This window comes from Flavobacterium cheonanense (assembly GCF_039539185.1).
Lineage (GTDB): Bacteria > Bacteroidota > Bacteroidia > Flavobacteriales > Flavobacteriaceae > Flavobacterium > Flavobacterium cheonanense.
In genome coordinates this window covers 69,681-91,678 of sequence record NZ_BAABCT010000007.1, presented here as the reverse complement: position 1 = coordinate 91,678, position 21,998 = coordinate 69,681, and the positions used below count along the sequence as shown (strand labels likewise).

At 31.7% G+C, this 21,998-nt stretch carries 18 protein-coding genes; 6 read left to right on the top strand and 12 right to left on the bottom strand.

Translation table 11 applies throughout. The annotated features are described in order from the left end of the window. Positions 1-35 precede the first annotated feature (35 nt). From rpoN to ABD766_RS12580, 3 genes are all read right to left on the bottom strand, one after another. Positions 36-1,502 carry an RNA polymerase factor sigma-54 gene (gene rpoN / locus ABD766_RS12590; RefSeq protein ID WP_298304949.1) on the bottom strand — a complete coding sequence of 489 codons (1,467 nt, stop codon included), beginning with the start codon at positions 1,500-1,502 and terminating at the stop codon, positions 36-38. A gap of 90 nt (positions 1,503-1,592) precedes the next feature. Beyond that, positions 1,593-3,026, bottom strand: a complete 1,434-nt coding sequence (asnS, locus tag ABD766_RS12585; protein ID WP_344817012.1) for an asparagine--tRNA ligase — start codon at positions 3,024-3,026, stop codon at positions 1,593-1,595. Positions 3,027-3,101: 75 nt separating this feature from the next. Further along, positions 3,102-5,522, bottom strand: coding sequence for an efflux RND transporter permease subunit (locus tag ABD766_RS12580; RefSeq protein ID WP_344817011.1), 2,421 nt, complete (start codon positions 5,520-5,522; stop codon positions 3,102-3,104). 188 nt (positions 5,523-5,710) lie between these two features. Between ABD766_RS12580 and ABD766_RS12575 the strand changes: the two genes are divergently transcribed. After that, complete coding sequence (locus tag ABD766_RS12575) at positions 5,711-7,978, top strand: cation:proton antiporter (protein WP_344817010.1); 2,268 nt, start codon at positions 5,711-5,713, stop codon at positions 7,976-7,978. Position 7,979: 1 nt separating this feature from the next. Here ABD766_RS12575 and ABD766_RS12570 read toward each other — a convergent pair whose 3' ends face one another. The 4 genes from ABD766_RS12570 to ABD766_RS12555 all read right to left on the bottom strand — a co-directional run bounded on the left by ABD766_RS12570 (position 7,980) and on the right by ABD766_RS12555 (position 12,729). Continuing rightward, positions 7,980-10,460 (bottom strand): DUF5686 family protein, encoded by a 2,481-nt coding sequence (locus ABD766_RS12570; protein WP_344817008.1) that lies wholly within the window; start codon positions 10,458-10,460, stop codon positions 7,980-7,982. 103 nt (positions 10,461-10,563) lie between these two features. After that, positions 10,564-11,124 (bottom strand): ribosome recycling factor, encoded by a 561-nt coding sequence (gene frr / locus ABD766_RS12565; RefSeq protein WP_344817007.1) that lies wholly within the window; start codon positions 11,122-11,124, stop codon positions 10,564-10,566. Positions 11,125-11,157: 33 nt separating this feature from the next. Continuing rightward, complete coding sequence (gene pyrH / locus ABD766_RS12560) at positions 11,158-11,865, bottom strand: UMP kinase (RefSeq protein ID WP_298304931.1); 708 nt, start codon at positions 11,863-11,865, stop codon at positions 11,158-11,160. A gap of 78 nt (positions 11,866-11,943) precedes the next feature. Next, positions 11,944-12,729, bottom strand: a complete 786-nt coding sequence (locus tag ABD766_RS12555; protein ID WP_344817006.1) for a patatin-like phospholipase family protein — start codon at positions 12,727-12,729, stop codon at positions 11,944-11,946. A gap of 228 nt (positions 12,730-12,957) precedes the next feature. On the opposite strand from ABD766_RS12555, the gene ABD766_RS12550 reads away from it, so the two are divergent. Beyond that, a complete protein-coding gene (locus ABD766_RS12550) occupies positions 12,958-13,548 on the top strand; it encodes a thioredoxin family protein (protein WP_344817005.1) in 591 nt (196 codons plus the stop codon). A 6-nt stretch (positions 13,549-13,554) separates the two neighbouring features. Here the strand turns inward: ABD766_RS12550 and ABD766_RS12545 are convergent, their stop codons facing one another. From ABD766_RS12545 to ABD766_RS12525, 5 genes are all read right to left on the bottom strand, one after another. Continuing rightward, on the bottom strand, positions 13,555-14,154 hold the full coding sequence (locus tag ABD766_RS12545; protein ID WP_344817004.1) for a hypothetical protein: 600 nt from the start codon (positions 14,152-14,154) through the stop codon (positions 13,555-13,557). Between the two features lie 3 nt (positions 14,155-14,157). Next, the gene (gene truB / locus ABD766_RS12540; protein ID WP_298304919.1) at positions 14,158-14,841 is read right to left on the bottom strand and encodes a tRNA pseudouridine(55) synthase TruB; all 684 of its coding nucleotides are present in this window, start codon (positions 14,839-14,841) and stop codon (positions 14,158-14,160) included. Between the two features lie 3 nt (positions 14,842-14,844). Then, positions 14,845-15,654 carry an undecaprenyl-diphosphate phosphatase gene (locus ABD766_RS12535; RefSeq protein WP_344817003.1) on the bottom strand — a complete coding sequence of 270 codons (810 nt, stop codon included), beginning with the start codon at positions 15,652-15,654 and terminating at the stop codon, positions 14,845-14,847. 80 nt (positions 15,655-15,734) lie between these two features. Continuing rightward, a complete protein-coding gene (locus ABD766_RS12530; protein WP_298304913.1) occupies positions 15,735-15,980 on the bottom strand; it encodes a DUF3098 domain-containing protein in 246 nt (81 codons plus the stop codon). Positions 15,981-16,065: 85 nt separating this feature from the next. Continuing rightward, positions 16,066-16,941 carry a cell division protein FtsX gene (locus ABD766_RS12525; RefSeq protein WP_298304910.1) on the bottom strand — a complete coding sequence of 292 codons (876 nt, stop codon included), beginning with the start codon at positions 16,939-16,941 and terminating at the stop codon, positions 16,066-16,068. Positions 16,942-17,161: 220 nt separating this feature from the next. Here ABD766_RS12525 and ABD766_RS12520 point away from each other — a divergent pair, with 220 nt between their 5' ends. From ABD766_RS12520 to ABD766_RS12505, 4 genes are all read left to right on the top strand, one after another. Continuing rightward, positions 17,162-20,146, top strand: coding sequence for a leucine--tRNA ligase (locus ABD766_RS12520; protein WP_344817002.1), 2,985 nt, complete (start codon positions 17,162-17,164; stop codon positions 20,144-20,146). A gap of 181 nt (positions 20,147-20,327) precedes the next feature. Then, entirely contained in the window at positions 20,328-20,999 is a 672-nt protein-coding gene (locus ABD766_RS12515) for a hypothetical protein (RefSeq protein WP_344817001.1), read from the top strand. Between the two features lie 49 nt (positions 21,000-21,048). Further along, entirely contained in the window at positions 21,049-21,234 is a 186-nt protein-coding gene (locus ABD766_RS12510) for a hypothetical protein (RefSeq protein ID WP_344817000.1), read from the top strand. 73 nt (positions 21,235-21,307) lie between these two features. Beyond that, on the top strand, positions 21,308-21,997 hold the full coding sequence (locus ABD766_RS12505; RefSeq protein ID WP_298304899.1) for a zinc metallopeptidase: 690 nt from the start codon (positions 21,308-21,310) through the stop codon (positions 21,995-21,997). The last annotated feature ends 1 nt before the right edge of the window (position 21,998 follow it).

The window sequence follows — 21,998 nt, the reverse complement described above, 5'->3', positions numbered from 1 at the left end:
GAGTTATTTGATAAACAAATATAAGATTTTTTGAATTAAATCTTCTTTCTCATTCGAGCCACAGGAATATCTAATTGCTCACGATATTTTGCAATAGTTCTTCGTGCAATTGGATACCCTTTTTCTTTTAAAATTTCTGCCAATTGATCGTCTGGTAGCGGTTTGCTTTTGTCTTCTTCTTCAATAGTATTTTGAAGAATTTTTTTGATTTCTAAAGTAGAAACATCTTCGCCTTGATCGTTTTTCATGGCTTCAGAGAAGAATTCTTTTATCAATTTTGTACCATAAGGCGTGTCAACATATTTGCTGTTTGCCACACGAGAAACAGTTGAAATATCTAAACCAACCATATCAGCAATATCCTTCAAAATCATTGGTTTCATTGAAGTTTCTTCTCCATCAAGGAAATATTCTTGTTGAAAATGCATGATGGCATTCATGGTAACAAATAGTGTTTCCTGACGTTGTTTTATAGCGTCAATAAACCATTTAGCCGAATCCAATTTTTGCTTAATAAACTGAACGGCATCTTTTTGAGAATTCGATTTGTCTCTAGAATCTTTATAGGTTTGCATCATTTCTTGATAGTCTTTAGAAACGTGCAATGATGGAGCATTTCGTCCATTTAAAGTTAATTCTAATTCACCATCGTTAATTCTGATAGCAAAATCGGGAACAATATTTTCGGTAACTTTATTATTTCCTGTAAAAGAACCTCCTGGTTTTGGGTTTAATTTTTCAATTTCATGAATTGTTTTTTTCAAATGATCTTGAGAAATTCCGTATTTCTGTAATAATTTATCGTAATGTTTTTTGGTGAAAGCATCAAATTGATTTCCGATGATATCAATGGCTAAATCAACATATTCTGTTGGAGTTTTGTGTTTCAATTGCAATAACAAACATTCTTGTAAGTCACGTGCACCAACGCCTGCAGGTTCTAATTCGTGAATGATGTGCAACATTTTTTCAACCATTTTCTCATCAGTATAAATACCTTGAGTAAAAGCCATATCGTCAACTATATCTTGAATATCACGTCTTAAATAACCATCATCGTCAATACTTCCAACAAGGAATTCGGCAATATCTCTTTGCTCGTCTGAAAGTATAAAAGTATTCAATTGATTAATTAAATCTTGATGAAAACTTACAGGTGCAGCAAATGGACTTTCACGATCATCGTCGTCGTCACTATAATTATTTGATTGAAGTTTGTAGTCTGGTGTTTCGTCGTCACTCAAATATTCATCGATGTTTATGTCATCAGCTTCAATGTTGTCGCTTCCTTCATAATCATCATATTCGTCATTGTTGTCAAGTTCATCCTTTTCATAAACTTCTTCTTCATCTTTACCCGATTCTAATGCCGGATTCTCATTCATTTCCTCCAATAATCGTTGCTCAAATGCCAACGTAGGCAATTGAATCAACTTCATCAACTGAATTTGTTGAGGAGATAATTTTTGAGATAATTTGAATTGTAAGTTTTGCTTTAACATTTTTATTATGGTTTAAAGGTTTAAGGTTTAAGAGTTTAAATTCGTTGCGATTAAACAACTTTAAACAATTTTAAACAACATTAAACTTTTTTAAAACTCTGCGTTTTGTGGCGTTCTTGGAAAAGGAATTACGTCTCTAATATTAGACATTCCTGTAACAAACAATACCAACCTTTCAAATCCTAATCCGAAACCTGAGTGAACTGCAGAACCGAATCTTCTTGTATCTAAATACCACCAAAGTTCTTCTTCGTCAATTCCTAACGCTTTCATTTTTTCAACTAAAACATCGTAGCGTTCTTCTCTTTGCGAACCACCAACGATTTCTCCAATTCCTGGGAACAAAATATCCATCGCACGAACCGTTTTTCCATCTTCGTTCAAACGCATGTAAAATGCTTTGATATTAGCTGGATAATCAAACAAAATTACTGGACATTTGAAGTGTTTTTCAACCAAATATCTTTCGTGCTCACTTTGTAAATCTGCACCCCATTCGTTGATGATATAATTGAATTTTTTCTTTTTATTCGGAGTAGAATCTCTTAAAATATCAATAGCTTCAGTGTAAGAAACACGTTTGAAATTGTTTTCTAAAACGAAATTTAGTTTTTCTAACAAAGCCATTTCGCTACGTTCCGCTTGTGGTTTTGACTTTTCTTCTTCCAACAAACGACCTTCTAAAAACTTCAAATCGTCTTGGCATTTCTCCATCGTATATTTAATTACGTATTGGATAAAATCTTCTGCCAAATCCATATTGTCGTTCAAATCATTGAAAGCTACTTCTGGTTCAATCATCCAAAATTCTGCTAAGTGACGAGAAGTGTTAGAGTTTTCAGCTCTAAATGTTGGTCCGAATGTATAAATTTGACCCAATGCCATAGCAAAAGTTTCTCCTTCTAATTGTCCAGAAACCGTTAGATTAGTCTCTTTTCCGAAGAAATCTTCTTTGTAATTTACTTTTCCGTCTTCTGTTCTTGGTGTGTTGTCAAATGGTAAAGCGGTAACTTTAAACATTTCTCCAGCACCTTCAGCATCTGAACCTGTGATGATTGGCGTGTTTACATACACAAATCCTTTTTCTTGAAAATAAGTATGAACCGCATGAGCCAAAACAGAGCGAACTCTCATGATGGCTCCAAAAGCATTAGTTCTAACTCTTAAATGTGCGTTTTCACGAAGAAATTCTAAAGAATGTTTCTTTGGTTGCATTGGAAATTTCTCAGCATCTGAATCACCTAAAATTTCTAATTTAGAAACTTGAATTTCATATTTCTGACCAGCACCTTTGCTTTCTACTAATTCGCCAATTACTGAAACTGCAGCACCAGTTGTAATTCTTTTTAAAGTTTCTTCAGGTGTGTTTTCAAAATCTACAACACATTGAATATTATTAATTGTCGAACCATCGTTCAACGCTATAAATTGATTGTTTCTAAAAGTTCTAACCCAACCTTTTGCATTTACTTCATAATTCGCTTTCGAGCTATTTAATAAGTCTTTAACTTTTGTATGTTTCATTTTAATATTTAGATTTTACCCTTCGACTGTGCTCAGGGTGACAGTTTATGTTAAATAATCTTATGCAAATATAAATTAATTATTTTTCTTTTCTAATTCGTCCAACTCTTCATCAGTATGTTCCAAAATATCGAAAGTTGGCTCTTTTAGTTCTTGTTCGTTTGCTAATGTTTTATTCAACGTTAATACTAATGATGGTAGTAAAACTAAGTTAGATAACATTCCGAAAAATAAGGTTAAAGCTACCAATCCACCAAGGGCAATGGTTCCACCAAAACTTGATAACATGAATACCGAAAATCCAAAGAATAATACAATTGATGTATAAAACATACTAATTCCGGCATCGTCAAAAGTAGCAAAAACCGATTTTTTTATCTTCCAATCGTTTCTAGAAAGCTCTAATCGATATTGAGCTAAGAATCGCAGCGTGTCATCAACTGACATTCCGAAAGCAATTCCAAATACTAATATTGTTGATGGTTTTAAAGGAATTCCTAAAAATCCCATCAAACCTGCGGTCATTAAAAGAGGTAATAAATTTGGAATAATAGAAACCAAAACCATTTTAAACGAACGGAACATTATTGCTACTAATCCTGCTGTAATTAAAAATGCAAACAATAATGATGATAATAAATTATCTAATAAATATTTAGTTCCTTTTTGGAAAACTAATGCTTTTCCAGTGATAATCACTTCATATTTAGGTGATGGAAATATTTTGTTGATTTTATTTCTCAATTGCGTTTCAATTGATTTCATCTTTTCACCATTTTCGTCTTTAATAAAGGTGGTGATTCTGGCTACACTTCCATCATCAGAAATGTAACTTTTCAACTGATTGTCTTTCGAATTTTTAAGAGAATTTTTGATATAAGGCAACAATGCAAACTCTTCATTTGGTGAAGGCAAAGTGTAAAAATCTGGATTTCCGTTATAGTAAGCTTGGTTGAAACTTTTGGCAACATTTACTACAGACAATGGTTTAGAAAGTTCAGGAATATCGGTTATGGTTTCTTCTAAATCTTCCATTCTTCGCAAATTGGTCAACTTCGTTGCACCATTTTTCTTTTTGGTGTCAATCATAATTTCCAAAGGCATTACGCCATCAAATTCTTTTTCGAAGAATCGAATGTCGTCAAAGAAAGCAGTTTTCTTAGGCATGTCTTCGATAATACTTCCCGAAATTCGTATTTCATAAATTCCGATAATTCCAAAAACTAGTAGAATTACTGCTGTTACATAGACTCCAACACGATTGTATTTTACTGTGCGAACAATCCAATTCATGAATGAAGTTAAATATTCTCGTTCTAAATGTCCAAGATGTCTTGGAATTGGAGCAGGAATGTAACTAAAGAAAATTGGGATTATAATCAAACAAAGTAAATAAATAGCGATGATATTTATTGATGTTACTACTCCAAATTCTGATAACAAAGTGTTATTTGTAGCAATAAAAGTAGCAAAACCAAACGCAGTAGTTAAATTGGTCATCAACGTTGCCGTTCCAGTTTTTGTAATTACACGTTGAAGTGCTTTGGCTTTATTGGCGTGTTTTTGATATTCTTGATGGTATTTATTGATGAAGAAGATACAATTCGGAATTCCAATTACAATTACTAAAGTTGGAACTAAAGCAGTTAAAACTGTGATTTCATAACCCATTAATGCAATGATTCCGAACGACCACATTACACCGATAATTACTATAACCAAAGAAATTAAAGTAGCTCTAAACGAACGGAAGAAAAAGAAGAAAATTAAGGAGGTAATCAATAAAGCTGCTCCAATAAATATTCCAATTTCGTCAACGATAGTTTTTGCATTTAATGTTCTAATATAAGGCATTCCGGAAGTATGCAATTCAATTCCTGTTTCTTCTTTAAATTTATTTAATTTCGGAATCAGATTATGTAAAACATATTCTTTTCTAGCAACAGTATTTACAATTTTCTTATCTAAATAAACCGCAGAACGGATGGCACCTGACTTTTTGTTGAACAACAAACCTTCATAGAAAGGCATTTTGTTGAACAATTCCGATTTTATTTGTTTTAAATAATTTTCGTCAAGCGTTTTTGATTGATCAACTAAAGGTTTTAGTTCAAATGTTTGTGATGAGTCGTTTTTGGTAAGTTTTTGAAGATTATCAACTGAGATTACCAATTCAATTTCTTTGTCGGATTTGATTTGATGCATTAATTCACTCCATTTTTTATAAATTTCTGGAGTAAATAATTTTTTATCTTTTGTAGCAATAACTATAAGATTTCCTTCTTCACCAAAGTTTTTTAGAAAACTATTATAGTCTAGATTTACCTTGTCATCAGCAGGAATTAAGTTGGCTTCTGTATGGGTAAATTTCAAATCTTTCCACTGAAAAGACATTAGAATTGTAATCAATACAACTAAGCACAAGAGTAAAATTCTATTTCTAAGGATAATTCGGGCAATTAATTCCCAAAAACCTATACCTGATAATTTTTTCATTTGAAGATTTAAAAACGAGTGCAAAGGTAGTGAAAACCGCTTAAAACAATAGAACTTATAGTCATCTTTTAAGTGAAAATAGGTATAAATTTTATAAATTTTAATTTTATATTAATTTTATATCCATTTTACAATTTATGATTAACTTTTTACCATATTTGTATCGTTAAAAAAAGCTTTGGACAAGAATGAAAAACTTTAAGAATGCATTATTCTACTTTGGTGTAACAGGCGGATTTATTGCGCTTATGTTTTGGATAGTTACCAAAGGAAAGTCTTTAGAAATTGGTCGTGATATTATTACTAAAACATCAAATGACACTTTTTTTGGTCAGTTTGTCAATTCTTTAGTTCATAATTTAAAACATCCTTTAGCTATATTGTTATTGCAAATTATCACTATAATAATTGTAGCTCGTTTCTTTGGTTGGATTTTCAGAAAAATTGGTCAACCAAGTGTTATTGGTGAAATCATTGCAGGAATTTTTCTTGGACCATCTGTTGTTGGAATGTACATGCCAGAATATTCTGCTATGCTTTTCCCTGTTGAATCGTTAGGGAATTTACAGTTTTTAAGTCAAATTGGTTTGATTCTTTTCATGTTTGTGATAGGAATGGAACTTGATTTGAAAGTCTTAAAAAACAAAGCCAACGAAGCTGTGGTTATAAGTCATGCAAGTATTGTGTTTCCTTTTGCTTTAGGAATTGGATTATCTTATTTTATTTATTACAAATTTGCACCGCAAGGTGTTGAGTTTTTATCGTTTAGTTTGTTCATGGGAATTGCGATGAGTATCACTGCTTTCCCAGTTTTAGCAAGAATTGTTCAAGAAAGAGGAATTCATAAAACCAAACTAGGAACTATTGTAATTACATGTGCTGCAGCCGATGATATTACTGCTTGGTGTTTGTTAGCCGCTGTTATTGCAATTGTAAAAGCTGGAACTTTTATGAGTTCGCTTTACATCATTCTTTTAGCAACAGTTTATGTTTTAATGATGCTTTTTGTTGTAAAACCTTTTTTTAAAAAAATTGGAGATTTATATGCGAAAAGAGATAATTTGAGTAAACCCGTTGTAGCCATTTTTCTTTTAACCTTAATAATTTCCTCTTACTTGACTGAAATTATCGGAATTCATGCGCTTTTTGGTGCTTTTATGACAGGCGCAATTATGCCAGACATTATCAATATTAGGAAAATTTTTATTGATAAAGTAGAAGACGTTGCCTTGATTTTATTGCTCCCACTATTCTTTGTTTTTACAGGCTTGCGTACACAAATTGGCTTAATCAATGACCCTTATTTGTGGAAAATCACAGGATGGATTATTCTTGTTGCTGTTGTAGGAAAGTTTGTTGGAAGTGCTTTGGCAGCAAGGTTTGTTGGACAAAATTGGCGTGATAGTTTAACCATTGGTGCGTTAATGAATACTCGAGGATTAATGGAATTAGTTGTTCTTAATATTGGTTACGATTTAGGAGTGCTTTCTGCTGAAGTTTTTACAATGATGGTCATCATGGCTTTGGTAACAACTTTCATGACAGGACCGGCGATTGATATTATTAATTATTTTTTCAAGCGAAGAGAAGTTATTATTCCTAAAGAAATTAGTAATAGTAGTTTTAAAATTTTAATATCTTTTGGAAACAATGAAAAAGGGAAATCACTATTGCGTTTGGCTAATAGTTTTGTAAAAAAACAAAAAGAAAATTGCAACGTTACTGCTCTACACTTGTCTTTGAGTGATGAAGTTCATTCTTATAATCTTGAGGAATACGAGAAAGAAACTTTTGAACCCATTTTGGAAGAATCTGAAGTTTTAAATCAAAAGTTGACTACCATATTCAAATCAACTATTGATATTGAAACTGACATTGCAGATATTGCTGTAAGAGGTGAATATGATTTGGTTTTGGTTGGTTTAGGGAAATCAATTTTTGAAGGTTCGTTTCTTGGAAAAGTACTTGGTTTTACAACCAGAATTATCAATCCAGATAGGTTGTTAGACAAATTCACTGGAAAAGAAGGTTTGTTTGAAAATTCTCCTTTTGATGACAGAACTCGTTTAGTGATTTCAAAGACTAAAAAACCACTTGGAATTTTAATTGATAAAGACTTAGTAAAAGTAGACGAAGTTTTTGTTCCAATATTTGGTTCAGATGATACTTTTCTTATGGAATATTCGCAAAAGTTGATTTATAATAACGATACAAAAATCACCATTTTAGACATTAATAATCAGGTAAAAAATAATTTTGTAATTGAAAACGCAATTAATGCGCTTCAAAATTCTTATGCTGATAAAATCTCAATAATTGATGAAAGTCAAATGAAAGCTGGTTTTCTTTTACAACAAGACATGATGATGATATCATTAGAAAGTTGGAAAAATCTAGTTGATTCAGAAAGCGTTTGGTTGAGTAATATCCCTTCGGTTTTGATTATTAAGCCATAGTTTAAAATCCTAAATCTAAAACATAACTCAATTTCAAAGCAAAATTATCTTCAAATTTTGGCAAAGCATTTGGACCATATCTCATAAAAAAGGTTAATCCAAATCCTTTAAAAATTTGGTTGACTTCAACGCCACTTTCAAAAAAACCTCGCTCCATAGTTTTGTATTGTAGTCCGATGTGTTGTTCTGGTTTGTCCATTTCACCCCATGCCATTCGTGTTACAACAGAAATAAGTGGTTTTATTTTATAAGCTAATTTCACTTTGTTGAAAGTATGTTTTACGTGAAAACTCACATAACTACTTGAGAAAAACTCATTGAAAAACATGGTTTCAAAACTGTTTTTTCCAGCAAAGGTGATTCGTTTAAACAACGTTTCACGATTTAAATTATTTGGCGCAATGCTATATAAATGTGTCAATGGAACGTTTCCAAAAGCAAATCCGCTTTGAAAAATTAAAGATGTATTTTGTCCAGAAAGGAAAGGAATTTCGTGACTAATACGCAAATCTATTTTTGTAAAGTCAAAATCGCTGTCGAGAATATTTTCAAATGATTTTGTAAATTGAAATGAGAATTTTGGAAAACGTTTATCAATTTCTAATCTACCTGTCGAAGTTTGCATATAATTGCTAAATGGATTCCATTGTATTGCAAATTGTGCTGTTGTGAAGTTAAAATTGGTATACGATTTATTATCAACGTTGTATGTGTAATCAAAAAGTGGTTGGATTTCTGTTCGTGCAATTCCAAAATAAATATCGGTTTTCGGCACATACTTACTTTCTATAAAAGAAGAATAGGTCTTGTTATTGTAAAAAGTAGATATGTTTATTGGTCTCGGATCATAAATTCTAAATCGGCGTGATTGAGTAGCAAACTGAATTTGACCAATTTCATTTAAATCATCAACATAAGAAGCGCTTATCCATGTATTGGTTTCTTTGTGTAATAAATAGGATGGAGTTATACCATATTTGAATTTATCATCTTTAAATCCGTAAGCAACATAGCCACTAATTTTGTATTTATCTGATAGTTTATTGTTTGTAACGCCACCAATTCCTAATCTAAAACCTTCATAATTGTTGAATTTTATCAACGTTTTTAAGTCAATATCTACAAAACTTACAGGAACATAACCATTGATTATTTTTTTACCCAAAAAGATTTTTTGTTCAATGTTTTCCGCTACAGATAAACTATCTAGATTGGTATAAGTACGCAATTTTCTTCTGTCTAAAGTGTCCTTTTTTAAAGACACCCAATAGGAGTCTGGCTTAGACATACTGGCTTCTGGAACATCAATCTTGATGCTTGGTGTTTTGAAGGAAACGACCTCATTTATTTTTACATCGTATGGTGTAGATTCTAGTTTGAGATACATTTGGTCGGAAGCATCTTTTTGTAAACCTTCAATGCTTGAATTGAATTTTATGGTACCACCAAATATTTTTAAATCTTCACTATTGTTTCCTTTTATAACGATAAATTTTCTTTTTTCAGGAAACCAAACTTTATGTTCTTTTAGATAATTAAATGTGTAAGTAGCATTAATATTTACAATTCCGTAAATTCTATAAAATGCTTTTGCAATGGCGAAATTTTCAGCATCAACAAACAATAATCCTCTTAACTTATTTGAATTTAATTTTTTAGGTTGAAAATAAATTCTGTAAACAGTTCGGTCTTGTATTTTTACAGTATCAATAATTTTGAAAACAAACAATTTTCTACCATAACTAGAAATTGGATTTCGAATAGGAATTTCAAGAATATCCAAGCTATTTTCGTAAAGAGAATAGGAAACTAAATTTAATCCCAAATATTCATAAAGCGGTTTTTTGAATCCAGCCATTCTTGAAGCTATCAAGGTTTCTTTGGTGCCAGAATTGTTGTGTTGTAATAAATTTACTTTCTCAGTTTGATAAATATGTTGGTTTTCAACTAGTTTTTTAAATTTATAATTGGTAGAATCAAATTGCATTTTCTTTCTTCCAAAAAGTGATTTTTTGTAAAGTGTATCAATTTTACTGGAAATAGAATCTGGATTTGCAGTTACCAGTAAGTGTTCGTAATTTTTATATTCAAAAGTATTTAAAGCTTTTTCTGGTTGATTGCTTTTCTTGTTTTCAATGACTTTTTTGATGATAAGATTTACTTGATTCTCCGAAAAAATTTCTTTCTCTTTCATGGTATTATTATTTACCATTTTTATGATTAGAAATTTGGCGCCAACAGTTAAATGATAATTTTTATCATAATATCCTTTGTATGTGACTACTATTGGTTTCTTATCATCGGTTATTGTAATAGTAAATTTACCTTCCCAATTGGATGAAATAGTTTTGTTATTGTGAGTGATTTTTGCAAAAGCAATTGGTACAGTAGTGTCATAATCAATTACTTGACCTTGCATTATTTTTTGCGAAACAGCATAATTGCAAAAAAGAATAAATAGAAAAACCCAAAATTTTCTCATTAAGATGATTTTGTTTAAATCGTGTAAAAGAATTATGACAAATGTAGGAATAAAAAAATCCGCTCGAACTATCGAACGGATTTTAATATACATTTAACGAAAATTATACTTTCATTATTTCAGCTTCTTTTTGAACTAAATGCTCTTCTACTTTTTTAATAAAACTATCGGTTAGTTTTTGGATAGTTTCTTCCGCTACTTTACAAACATCTTCAGAAACACCTTCTTTTTCTTGTTTTTTGATATCTGTATTGGCATCTTTTCTATGGTTACGGATACCAATTTTTGCATCTTCAGCTTCGGCTTTAGCTTGCTTTACTAAATCACGACGACGCTCTTCAGTAAGTGGCGGAACGCTGATGATGATTAAATCACCATTATTCATTGGGTTAAAACCTAAGTTAGCAACCATAATTGCTTTTTCAATAGGGTTTAACATGCTTTTTTCGTAAGGTTGAATAGTAATAGTTCTTGCATCTGGAACATTAACATTTGCAATTTGTGAAAGAGGTGTTTGCGAACCATAATAGTCAACAAAAACGCTACCCAACATTTGTGGCGAAGCTTTTCCAGCTCTAATATTTAAAAAAGATTTTTCTAAGTGTGCTACAGAACCATTCATTGCTTCTTTAGCTTCATCAATTATAAAGTCAATTTCTTCCATTGTATTTCAGATTTTATTCTAAAAGTTTTCTAATTATATATTTACTACTGTTCCAACATTTTCGCCTTCACAGATTTTTAGTAAGTTTCCTTTTTTGTTCATATCAAACACCACGATTGGCAATTTGTTTTCTTGACTTAAAGTAAAAGCTGTTGTGTCCATTACGTTCAATCCTTTTTTAAGTACATCTTCAAATGAAATATAATCAAATTTCACAGCTGATTTATCTTTTTCTGGATCGGCAGTATAAACTCCGTCAACTCTAGTTCCTTTCAATATTACATCAGCGTGAACTTCTACACCACGTAAAACCGCAGCGGTATCAGTTGTGAAATAAGGATTTCCTGTTCCTGCACCAAAAATAACTATTCTTCCTTTTTCTAGATGACGAACAGCTCTTCTCTTAATGTATGGTTCAGCAATAGCTTCAATTTTTAAGGCTGTTTGTAAACGAGTCAACATTCCTTTGTCTTCTAGTGCTCCTTGCAATGCCATTCCGTTGATAACGGTTGCTAACATTCCCATATAATCACCTTGCACTCTGTCCATTCCGTTACTTGCTCCAGCAACACCTCTAAAGATATTTCCACCTCCAATAACTATTGCAATTTCTACACCTTTGTCGTGAATTTGCTTAATTTCGTTAGCATATTCGGCTAAAATTTTTGGGTCGATTCCATATTGTCTTTCACCCATTAATGCCTCACCACTCAGTTTTAGAAGTATTCTTTTGTATTTCATTAGTAGTTATTTATTTTGAACAAGGTTGTGTATTTCTAGTGCAAATATAGTTATTATATGATTTTATGAAATAGTAAATCAAAAATTATCCTTCAATTGTTCAAATGATTTTTTTGCAGCTTGGTAACCAATTTCAAAAATGCTATCCATTTTAGTTTTATTGGTTTCAAATGTACTAAAGTTCACTAATTCCTCAGGTTCTATAACCCAATCACAATGATTGAATTTCTGAAAATTAGAATTAGCAGAAAGTAAATCAAACGCTCTTGTAGTAACAGCTTTGATAGAATTCAAATCTTTAGCTTCAATTTTTTGAATCGGACTAACATAAACACCAATAATATTGTCGCACCTTCCTTGCAAAACATCAGTTGGAAAATGATTTAGAATACCACCATCACTATATAAATTTCCGTTAACTTCATAAGGAGAAAGTACACCCGGAACTGCAGAAGAGGCAAGAATAGCATCAACAATTCGAGAACTATTATTAAAAATTTTCAGTTTTCCTTTTACCATATCGGTAGCAGTTACATGCATTGGAATTGGCAAATCACTCATTTTTGCATCTTGAAAAATTTCTTCAAAATATTTTCTGAACGATTCAGAATCTATTATTCCAGCTTTTTTGATGGTAAAATGTTTCCAATGGAAAAAGTAAATTGATTTAAAAAAAGATAAAATTTCTTCTGGAGTTTTACCCCAAGAATACAACGAACCAACAACGGCTCCTGCACTTGAACCTGCAATTTGTGTTGGTTTGATGTTCTGTTCTTCAAGGAATTTTAAAACACCAGCATGAGCAATTCCTTTCGAACCTCCACCAGATAAAGCTAAACCGATTGATTTTGATTGTAAATCCATTACTGTTTTTTTTTAGATAACGCCTCAGTGTAATTATTGTTACATTTCATTTGTAAAAATAAAACTAATTTTGCAGAATAAATTTAACAAAAATGAAATCGCCATATACAAACCTGTTTGCTTGCAATTAAAAATCATCGAACACCTATGAAAATTAATATAAAATGTGAGATAAACACCAATGAAAATAGCGATACATATGCACCAAAAAACAAATAATATTTACATATGAATTCAATTATAGAGAAAAGCTTGAAAGTTAGTTTTTCATACCAAGAATATAGAGATTTTGTAACTGATTTGGCTAAAGAAGGTAAAACTACTGGTCATGAACAAAGAGAAGATCTAATACATTACACGCAATTGAACGAAGCAAGATTGCATCGATTGGATAAAACCATTCAAGTTGTTGATGAAGTAAAAACTGTTTTACAAAATCTGTCTAAAGAATATACTTGGTTGGTTATTTCAGAAAGTTGGTGTGGTGATGCTGCGCAAATTCTTCCGGTTATTAATAAAATGGCAGAAGTTTCAAATAAAATAGATTTAAGAATTGTACTTCGTGATGATAATGAAGATTTGATGAATTTGTTTTTGACAAATGGAACCAAATCAATACCAAAGTTAATTATTATTGATAAAGCTACTAACGAAGTTGTAAATGATTTTGGACCTAGACCAAAAGGCGCTAAACAACTAATTTTAGATTACAAAGCTGCACACGGAATTGTTGACGAAACAGCTAAAATTGAACTACAAAAATGGTACTTGCAAGACAAAGGAATTTCTACTCAAAAGGAAATTATGGAGTTACTTTAATAGTTATTATTTGAATACCGGAATGGTCAATCCCAAACTGATACTTCCGGTGTTTTCAATGTTTCTAACTGCAAATCCATTTAAACTGACATCGGCAAAAATGATAATTTCGTCACCTACACCAACTCTAAATTTGTTGTAAAATCCAGAGAGATTACCACGTCCAATTGCGAAAGATTTTCCGAAACCATATTGAAATAATAAAGAAACGTCATCATTAATTCTTGGTGTTAAAACTATGGAAGCATAAACAGGAACGCTAAATAGTTTTTGTTGAGCAACGACATCAAATCCGGTGTTCAAACTCAGTCCAATCCATTCGCTGAAATGAATTCCGTAGCCAAATTTTGCTCCAATTCCATCAGGAAGAAACCAGTAATCACTTCGATTTCCATTTTCATCAATTTCACCATAGGTTTCATTTCCTCTGAACGGAACACTTATGTCAAATATAAAAAATTGACCATTATCACTTAAGGGTTTTGATTTTTCTTGTTCTTTATAGGATTCTAAATGACTTTTTTTGTCAGTTAAAGTGTCTTTTTGCGTTTGTGAAAAAGTGGTTATTGACAAAAAAGTAAAAAGGGAAAAGAATATTTTTCTCATAAATTAATTTTCAAATGCTTCAGGCGAAACGCCATTAATTACATCGTAATCACCAATTTTTGTTCTTCGCAAAGCTGTTAAATGCGCTCCTGAATTAAGTGCAATTCCAAAATCAAAAGCTAAGGAGCGGATGTAAGTTCCTTTACTGCATTTCACTCTAAAATCTATTTCAGGTAGTGCAATTCTTGTAATTTCAAACTCGTGAATTGTTGTTTTTCTTGAGGCAATTTCAACCTCTTCTCCTGCACGTGCGTGTTCATATAATCGTTTTCCATCTTTCTTGATAGCAGAAAAAACAGGTGGTTTTTGGTCTATTTCTCCAAGAAATTGTTTAGTTGTTTCTAGAATTAAGGCTTCAGAAATATGCTCGGTTGGAAAAGTAGCATCAACTTCAGTTTCTAAATCGTAACTTGGCGTAGTTGCTCCAACTGTAATTGTTCCTGTATATTCTTTAGCTTGCGCTTGAATTTCTGTAATTTTCTTGGTGAATTTTCCTGTGCAAATAATTAATAAACCAGTCGCCAAAGGGTCTAAAGTTCCGGCATGACCTATTTTGAATTTTTTAGGTAAATCGTATTTTCTTTTTAAAATGTATTTCAACTTATTCACTGCTTGAAACGAACTCCAAGTTAACGGCTTGTCAATTAAAAGAATTTGACCTTCAAGAAAATCTTCGGCTGTTTTCAAATTTTATTTGTTTAAAGAAAAATAAGTCAATAAAATAATTCCAGCTATAATTCTATAGTAACCCCAAGGTTTAAAACCATATTTTTTAATGATTCCGATGAAGAATTTTATAGCAATTACTGCAACAACAAAGGCAATAATATTTCCTATTATGAACAATTTTAAATTCTCACTTGATTGGGTTAACAATTCATATCCTTTTAATTGTGAAACTTCATAAGTTTTAAGGAAAAGCGAATAAGTAGTAACTGCTAACATTGTAGGAACTGCAAGAAAAAATGAAAATTCAGCAGCCGTTTCCCTTGTTAATCCTTGTTGCATTCCTCCAATTATAGAGGCAGCAGAACGACTTGTTCCTGGCATCATCGCTAAACATTGCCAAAAACCAATAGTTACGGCTTTTTTGATTGTAATATCTTCTTCGTTAGCAACTGTTGGAGTATTAAATCGTCCATCAATAAATAGGAGAACAATTCCACCAAGAATTAAAACTATAGCAATTGGAATAGGATTTCCTAGAACGGCATCAATTTTATCATCAAATATTTTTCCAAGAACCAATGCCGGAATTACAGCACAAGCCAATTTGATATAGAAATTGATTTTTGTAAAGTCAAAAAACTTTTTCCAATACAAAACTACAACTGCGAGAATGGCTCCAAATTGAATTGAAACTTGAAATAATTTTACAAAATCATCTTCTTGAATACCAAAGAAAGAACTTGTAAAAATCATGTGAGCAGTTGAAGATACAGGTAAATATTCTGTTAATCCTTCTACTATTGCAATAAGAATTGCTTGAAGTAAATCCATTTTTTAGTAATTAGTGTTGAGTGATAAGTAAAAAGTAATTAGAAAATAGAATTATAAAACTATTCACAAATTACAATTGACTATTTACTAGATTTAGGATTTTTGAAAATAGAGTAAATTGTAATTCCAAAACCAATTAACACCACTGTTGGAGCCAATCTAATTCTTCTGAAACTAAATACATCTTCATTAAAAACTTTTGGATCAGTGCTTCCGCCTCCAGACATTAATATAAATCCTAAGGCAATAACTGCAATTCCTATTAAAAGAAATTTATAGTTGATTTGATCAAAAAGAAAATCTGGTTTTTGTTCGTTATTTTTCATTTATGCTGAATTTATTTTAGCATCTCTGCTGAATATTTATAAATATTTTTTCAAAGTCTTAATACTTTGTACTTAATTCTTAATACTAATAAAGGTCGTCAGTTCTTAAATTTAAGAAACGTTGTGTCGCAAAGTGAGTACTTATCCAAGTTATTAAAACTCCAAGAACTAAAACTCCCAATAAAACTACAATAGTTAATTCAATATCTTTAAAAATATCCAATGCAGGATAGTTTGTTGATACATATAAAAGAACTCCAAGTAATGCTAATACAGCCAAAGCAGCTCCAATAATTCCTAAAATAATGCTTCTTTTTACAAATGGTTTTCTAATAAATGATTTTGTTGCACCAACCATCTGCATGGTTTTAATAATAAATCTGTTGGCATAAATAGAAAGACGCATCGAACTATTAATTAGCAAAACAGAAATAAAAGCAAAAACACCACTTACAATTAAAACCCACATACTTATGGTTCTAACATTATCGTTTACTAATGTGATTAATTGTTTGTCATAAACTACATCGGCAACCAGAGGATTTTTACGAATTTGACTTTCCACTTTAGAAAAACCAGGATTGGTTACATAATCTGCTTTAAGGTGAATATCGTAAGAGTTTTGCAATGGATTTACTCCAAGAAATTGCATAAAATCTTCTCCAATTACTTCTTTATGTTGTTTGGCTGCAGTTTCTTTTGAAACATATTTGTAATCTTTAGCGAATTTTCCTGCCTTCATTTCGGCTTCAAATTGCTTGAAAACAGTGTCGTTGGCTTCGTTTTTAAAGAAAACAGTCATTACAATATCTTCTTTAAAGTTGTCTGATAAACGTTTAGAATTGATAATGAAAAGACCAAGCATTCCTAGTAAAAATAATACTAAAAACACACTCATCACAACTGAAACATAGGAAGTGATTACTCTCCTTTTTTGAAATTTATCGAAATTTGATGACATACATTGTAATTTAAGCCGTAAAAATAATAAAGAATTTGTTTATTCATAGTTTATAACGTTTAAAGTTTTGAGTTTAGTACAATAAATGTAAATTTGTGGCCAATTAGCGTAGACATTAACTTTCGATTAACTTTCAAGGTTTTAAGTAAAAAAATTAACAAAGTAAATTCTTACAATAGTATTGTTTATCGCCACTAAAATTTTAATGTAAAAAGGACGAATGAAATACTTTCACGAACAAATCGAAGCCAAATGGCAAAAATACTGGGCAGAAAACCAAACTTTTGCTGCATCAAATAACAGCGAAAAGCCAAAATACTATGTTTTGGATATGTTTCCTTATCCATCAGGAGCAGGATTACACGTTGGGCATCCGCTAGGTTATATTGCATCCGATATTGTAGCTCGATTCAAACGTCACAAAGGTTTTAATGTGTTGCATCCACAAGGTTACGATTCGTTTGGTTTACCAGCAGAACAATATGCTATTCAAACTGGGCAACATCCAGATACAACAACCAAAGAAAACATTGCGCGTTACCGTGAACAATTAGATAAAATCGGATTTTCATTCGATTGGAGTAGAGAAGTGCGCACTTCAAATGCCGATTATTACAAACACACACAATGGATTTTCATTCAATTGTTCAATTCGTGGTACAATAAAAATACAGATAAAGCGGAAGATATTGCAACTTTAGTTTCCATTTTTGAAAAAGAAGGAAATGCCTCTGTAAATGCAGTTTGTGATGATAACATTGCACCATTTTCAGCTTCACAATGGAATTCGTTTTCATCAGAAGAACAACAAAAAATTCTTTTACAATATAGATTAACGTATTTAGCAGAAACCGAAGTGAACTGGTGTCCAGCATTAGGAACCGTTTTGGCAAATGACGAAATCGTAAACGGAGTTTCAGAACGTGGCGGTCATCCAGTTATTCGTAAAAAAATGACACAATGGTCGATGCGAATTTCTGCTTATGCCGAAAGATTATTACAAGGTTTAGATACTATCGATTGGAGTGAATCGATAAAAGAATCGCAAAGAAACTGGATTGGAAAATCAGTTGGAGCTTCTGTTGATTTCAAATTAAAAAATTCAGATAAATTAATTTCTGTTTTCACGACAAGACCTGATACTATTTTCGGAGTAACTTTCATGACTTTGGCTCCAGAACACGAATTGGTTTCTCAGATTACAACGCCAGAACAAAAAGCTGCGGTTGACGCTTATGTGGAAGCCACTGCAAAACGTTCTGAAAGAGAAAGAATGGCCGATGTAAAAACCATTTCAGGAGTTTTCACTGGTGCGTTTGCCGAACATCCATTTACCAAAGAACCAATTCCGGTTTGGATTGGCGATTACGTTTTGGCTGGTTACGGAACAGGTGCTGTTATGGCAGTTCCATGTGGTGATGAACGTGATTATGCTTTCGCGAATTTCTTCAAAGGAACGCTCGGAATGCCTGAAATTAAAAATATTTTCAATCAAGATATTTCTGAAGCAGCTTATGGTGAAAAAGGTGGTTTCGAATTAGTAAATTCTGATTTCTTAAACGGATTGGGTTACAAAGACGGAACGAAAAAAATCATCGAAGAACTAGAAAAAATCGGACAAGGAAAAGGCAAAACCAATTACCGTTTGCGTGATGCGGTTTTTTCTCGTCAAAGATATTGGGGTGAACCATTTCCGGTGTATTATGTGAATGGATTGCCACAAATGATTGATGCCAAATATTTACCAATTGTCTTGCCAGAAGTAGAAAAGTATTTACCAACCGAAGACGGACAACCGCCATTAGGAAACGCAACAACTTGGGCGTGGAATAGTGTTCAGTGTTCAGTGGTCAGTAATCAGTTGATTGACAACGTGACTATTTTCCCTTTAGAATTAAACACGATGCCAGGTTGGGCAGGAAGTTCGTGGTATTGGATGCGTTATATGGATGCACACAATGAAAACGAATTTGCCTCAGCCGATGCACTAAAATATTGGGAAAACGTAGATTTATACATTGGTGGAAGCGAACACGCAACAGGACATTTATTATATTCTCGTTTTTGGAACAAATTCCTAAAAGATAGAGGTTACGCTCCAACAGAAGAACCATTCAAAAAATTGATCAATCAAGGAATGATTTTGGGAGAAAGTGCTTTTGTATTTGTTTTGCAAACTAAATTAGGAGATGAAAATGCTCCTGATCAAGTTTTACTAAATCTTGATACTTACAAGAACTTTATAAATGGAGGTTCAATAGATATTTTGCCTAATAAATTATATCAGTTTTTAGATGAGAGATTATCTTTATTTGAAAGTTCAAATAATAGATTAGAAGGTTTAGAAAGAAATTTTGTTTGTTTTAAATCTGCAATTGATGTGAGTTATGTCAATTTGAAAAATGAAATTAATTTAACTAATCTTTCAAAAGATGAAAGATATAAACTATTGTTAAATGCATCATACTTTGATGGAAATGATGTGATTGATACTGATGAAATAATAGTTATTCGAGAAGTAGAAAAAATGTCAAAATCAAAATACAATGTGGTCAATCCAGATGAAATATGTAATGATTATGGTGCAGATACATTGCGTTTGTATGAAATGTTTTTAGGCCCATTGGAACAAGCAAAACCTTGGAATACTGCAGGAATTACTGGAGTTTCTGGTTTCTTGAAAAAACTATGGCGTTTGTATTTTGATGATAATGGTTTGATTGTAACTAACGACGAACCAACAGCAGAAATGTACAAATCGTTACACAAAACCATCAAAAAAGTTACTGAAGACATTGAGAATTTCTCGTTCAACACATCGGTTTCACAGTTTATGATTTGTGTAAACGAATTGGCAACAATGAAATGCAATAGTAGAAAAATTCTGGAGCCATTAGCGATTTTGGTTTCGCCGTATGCGCCACATATTGCTGAAGAATTATGGTCGCAATTAGGTCATGAAGGTTCGGTTTCAACAGTTGCTTTTCCAATTTGTGAAGAAAAATATTTAGTTGAATCTGAAAAAGAATACCCAGTTTCCTTTAATGGTAAAATGCGTTTCACGATTAAATTATCTTTAGATTTAACCGTTCCGCAAATTCAAGAAATTGTAATGGCAGACGAACGTACTATAAAACAATTGGACGGAAGAACACCAAATAAAGTGATTATTGTTCCTGGAAAAGTGATTAACTTGGTGGGATAATTTTAAAAAGAGTAATAGCCACAGATTCGCAGATTAATTTTAAATCAGTGAATCTGTGGCTTTTTTATTGAGTTTTTTGCCAAAAAATAAACGTTAGATAATTTATAATTTAAAGTTAAAAATGAACTAGAAAAAAAATCTGATTAGTAACTTTGAATAAATAACATTAATCAAACTAAATATGAGAAATTTAAAAGTTTTAATCGCATTATTTTTTGTTAGTTGGTCATTTGCTCAGGAAAAAGAAGAAACTACAACTTCTAATAAAGCAAAATTTTATTTCACTTATGGAATAAATGCTCAAGTTCAGGATGAGTTAAGCATTGATAAAAAGCTGAAAGCTGCCGGACTTCCTGAGGTTAATAGTTTTACTCCAGAGTTTTTTATAGGTATGACCTTGTTTGGAAAAAAATATTCTGGAGACATCGATTTTGGATTTTTAAATTCTAAAAATGAGGTCGGAAATAATGAAAATAGATATACAGGTTTTACCACCAGATTAAGAGTTCACTACAATTTAATAAATAAAGAAAAAGTTGCCTTCACAACAGGGTTAAATCTTTCAAATACTACAGGAGAATTGGTAGTTTTCACTAAAAATAACCTTATTGATCTTAATGATTTAACACCAGCCAATAATGTTGGAAATCTGTCTTTAAGAAATAATATGTTCTTTGTAGGACCATCAGCATCGTTGTATCTTTTTAATAATAAATCTACCAAACTGAGATTAAATGTTGGATATGAATTTGCATTTACAAACGGAAAATGGAAATCAGATTACGCCGATGTGAACAACACTGTTAAGGAACAAGGAAATAATCGTTTAGTTTTTGGGATTACTTTATTGTAGAATTTTGTAACATTTTTCATTTTTTACGTATAAGTAAGAAACAAGTACAATGAAAAAACACGAAGTCCACATTCTAAAGAAAACTGCTGGTTTTGGCGGAATGAAAGAAGAATTAGCTAAAGAAGTAGAACATTTTCTTGATAAAAAAGTAAATGAAGGATATGGAATAGTCAATATTTCTTTTACTTATTATGAAGCTAGTGAGTTGATTGCGTTTATAACTATTTGTAGATAATAAATGTCAACTTGTCATTTTTTAAATTTGGCTTGTAATTTGATATTACTTTATAAACTTTAAAAATAAAATTATGGGAATGGGATATATGGTTTTAGCTGGAATTATCATGCTAATGAGTTGGTTCGTAAGCAACCGATTGAAAAGCAAATTCGAGTTTTATTCAAAATTGCATTTACAAAACGGAATGTCTGGTGCTGAAATTGCTGAAAAAATGCTAGCAGATAACGGAATCTATGATGTAAAAGTAATTTCAACACCAGGACAATTAACGGATCATTACAATCCAGCTGATAAAACAGTTAACTTGAGTGAGTCAGTTTATAATCAAAGAAATGCTGCTGCTGCTGCAGTTGCCGCGCACGAATGTGGACACGCTGTGCAACATGCAACGGCTTATAGTATGTTGCAATTACGTTCTAAATTGGTGCCAATAGTTTCTTTTGCATCCAATATTGTTCAGTGGATTTTACTTGCTGGAATACTAATGGTAAATACTTTTCCATCGTTATTACTTGTTGGAATTGTGATTTTCTCTGCAACAACTTTGTTTACAATAATCACTTTACCAGTTGAATACGATGCAAGTAATAGAGCTTTAGCATGGTTGAAAAACAAAAACATGGTAAACCAAGCCGAATATGCAGGAGCAGAAGATTCACTAAAATGGGCAGCAAGAACTTATGTTGTAGCCGCAATTGGTTCGATAGGAACATTACTGTATTACATTTCTATCTTTATGGGTAGAAGTAATGATGAATAAT

Coding starts and splice junctions, on each gene's coding strand:
- rpoN (WP_298304949.1), bottom strand. CDS start 1,502: ATGTTAAAGCAAAACTTACAATTCAAATTATCTCAAAAATTATCTCCT.
- asnS (WP_344817012.1), bottom strand. CDS start 3,026: ATGAAACATACAAAAGTTAAAGACTTATTAAATAGCTCGAAAGCGAAT.
- ABD766_RS12580 (WP_344817011.1), bottom strand. CDS start 5,522: ATGAAAAAATTATCAGGTATAGGTTTTTGGGAATTAATTGCCCGAATT.
- ABD766_RS12575 (WP_344817010.1), top strand. CDS start 5,711: ATGAAAAACTTTAAGAATGCATTATTCTACTTTGGTGTAACAGGCGGA.
- ABD766_RS12570 (WP_344817008.1), bottom strand. CDS start 10,460: ATGAGAAAATTTTGGGTTTTTCTATTTATTCTTTTTTGCAATTATGCT.
- frr (WP_344817007.1), bottom strand. CDS start 11,124: ATGGAAGAAATTGACTTTATAATTGATGAAGCTAAAGAAGCAATGAAT.
- pyrH (WP_298304931.1), bottom strand. CDS start 11,865: ATGAAATACAAAAGAATACTTCTAAAACTGAGTGGTGAGGCATTAATG.
- ABD766_RS12555 (WP_344817006.1), bottom strand. CDS start 12,729: ATGGATTTACAATCAAAATCAATCGGTTTAGCTTTATCTGGTGGAGGT.
- ABD766_RS12550 (WP_344817005.1), top strand. CDS start 12,958: ATGAATTCAATTATAGAGAAAAGCTTGAAAGTTAGTTTTTCATACCAA.
- ABD766_RS12545 (WP_344817004.1), bottom strand. CDS start 14,154: ATGAGAAAAATATTCTTTTCCCTTTTTACTTTTTTGTCAATAACCACT.
- ABD766_RS12535 (WP_344817003.1), bottom strand. CDS start 15,654: ATGGATTTACTTCAAGCAATTCTTATTGCAATAGTAGAAGGATTAACA.
- ABD766_RS12530 (WP_298304913.1), bottom strand. CDS start 15,980: ATGAAAAATAACGAACAAAAACCAGATTTTCTTTTTGATCAAATCAAC.
- ABD766_RS12525 (WP_298304910.1), bottom strand. CDS start 16,941: ATGTCATCAAATTTCGATAAATTTCAAAAAAGGAGAGTAATCACTTCC.
- ABD766_RS12520 (WP_344817002.1), top strand. CDS start 17,162: ATGAAATACTTTCACGAACAAATCGAAGCCAAATGGCAAAAATACTGG.
- ABD766_RS12515 (WP_344817001.1), top strand. CDS start 20,328: ATGAGAAATTTAAAAGTTTTAATCGCATTATTTTTTGTTAGTTGGTCA.
- ABD766_RS12510 (WP_344817000.1), top strand. CDS start 21,049: ATGAAAAAACACGAAGTCCACATTCTAAAGAAAACTGCTGGTTTTGGC.
- ABD766_RS12505 (WP_298304899.1), top strand. CDS start 21,308: ATGGGAATGGGATATATGGTTTTAGCTGGAATTATCATGCTAATGAGT.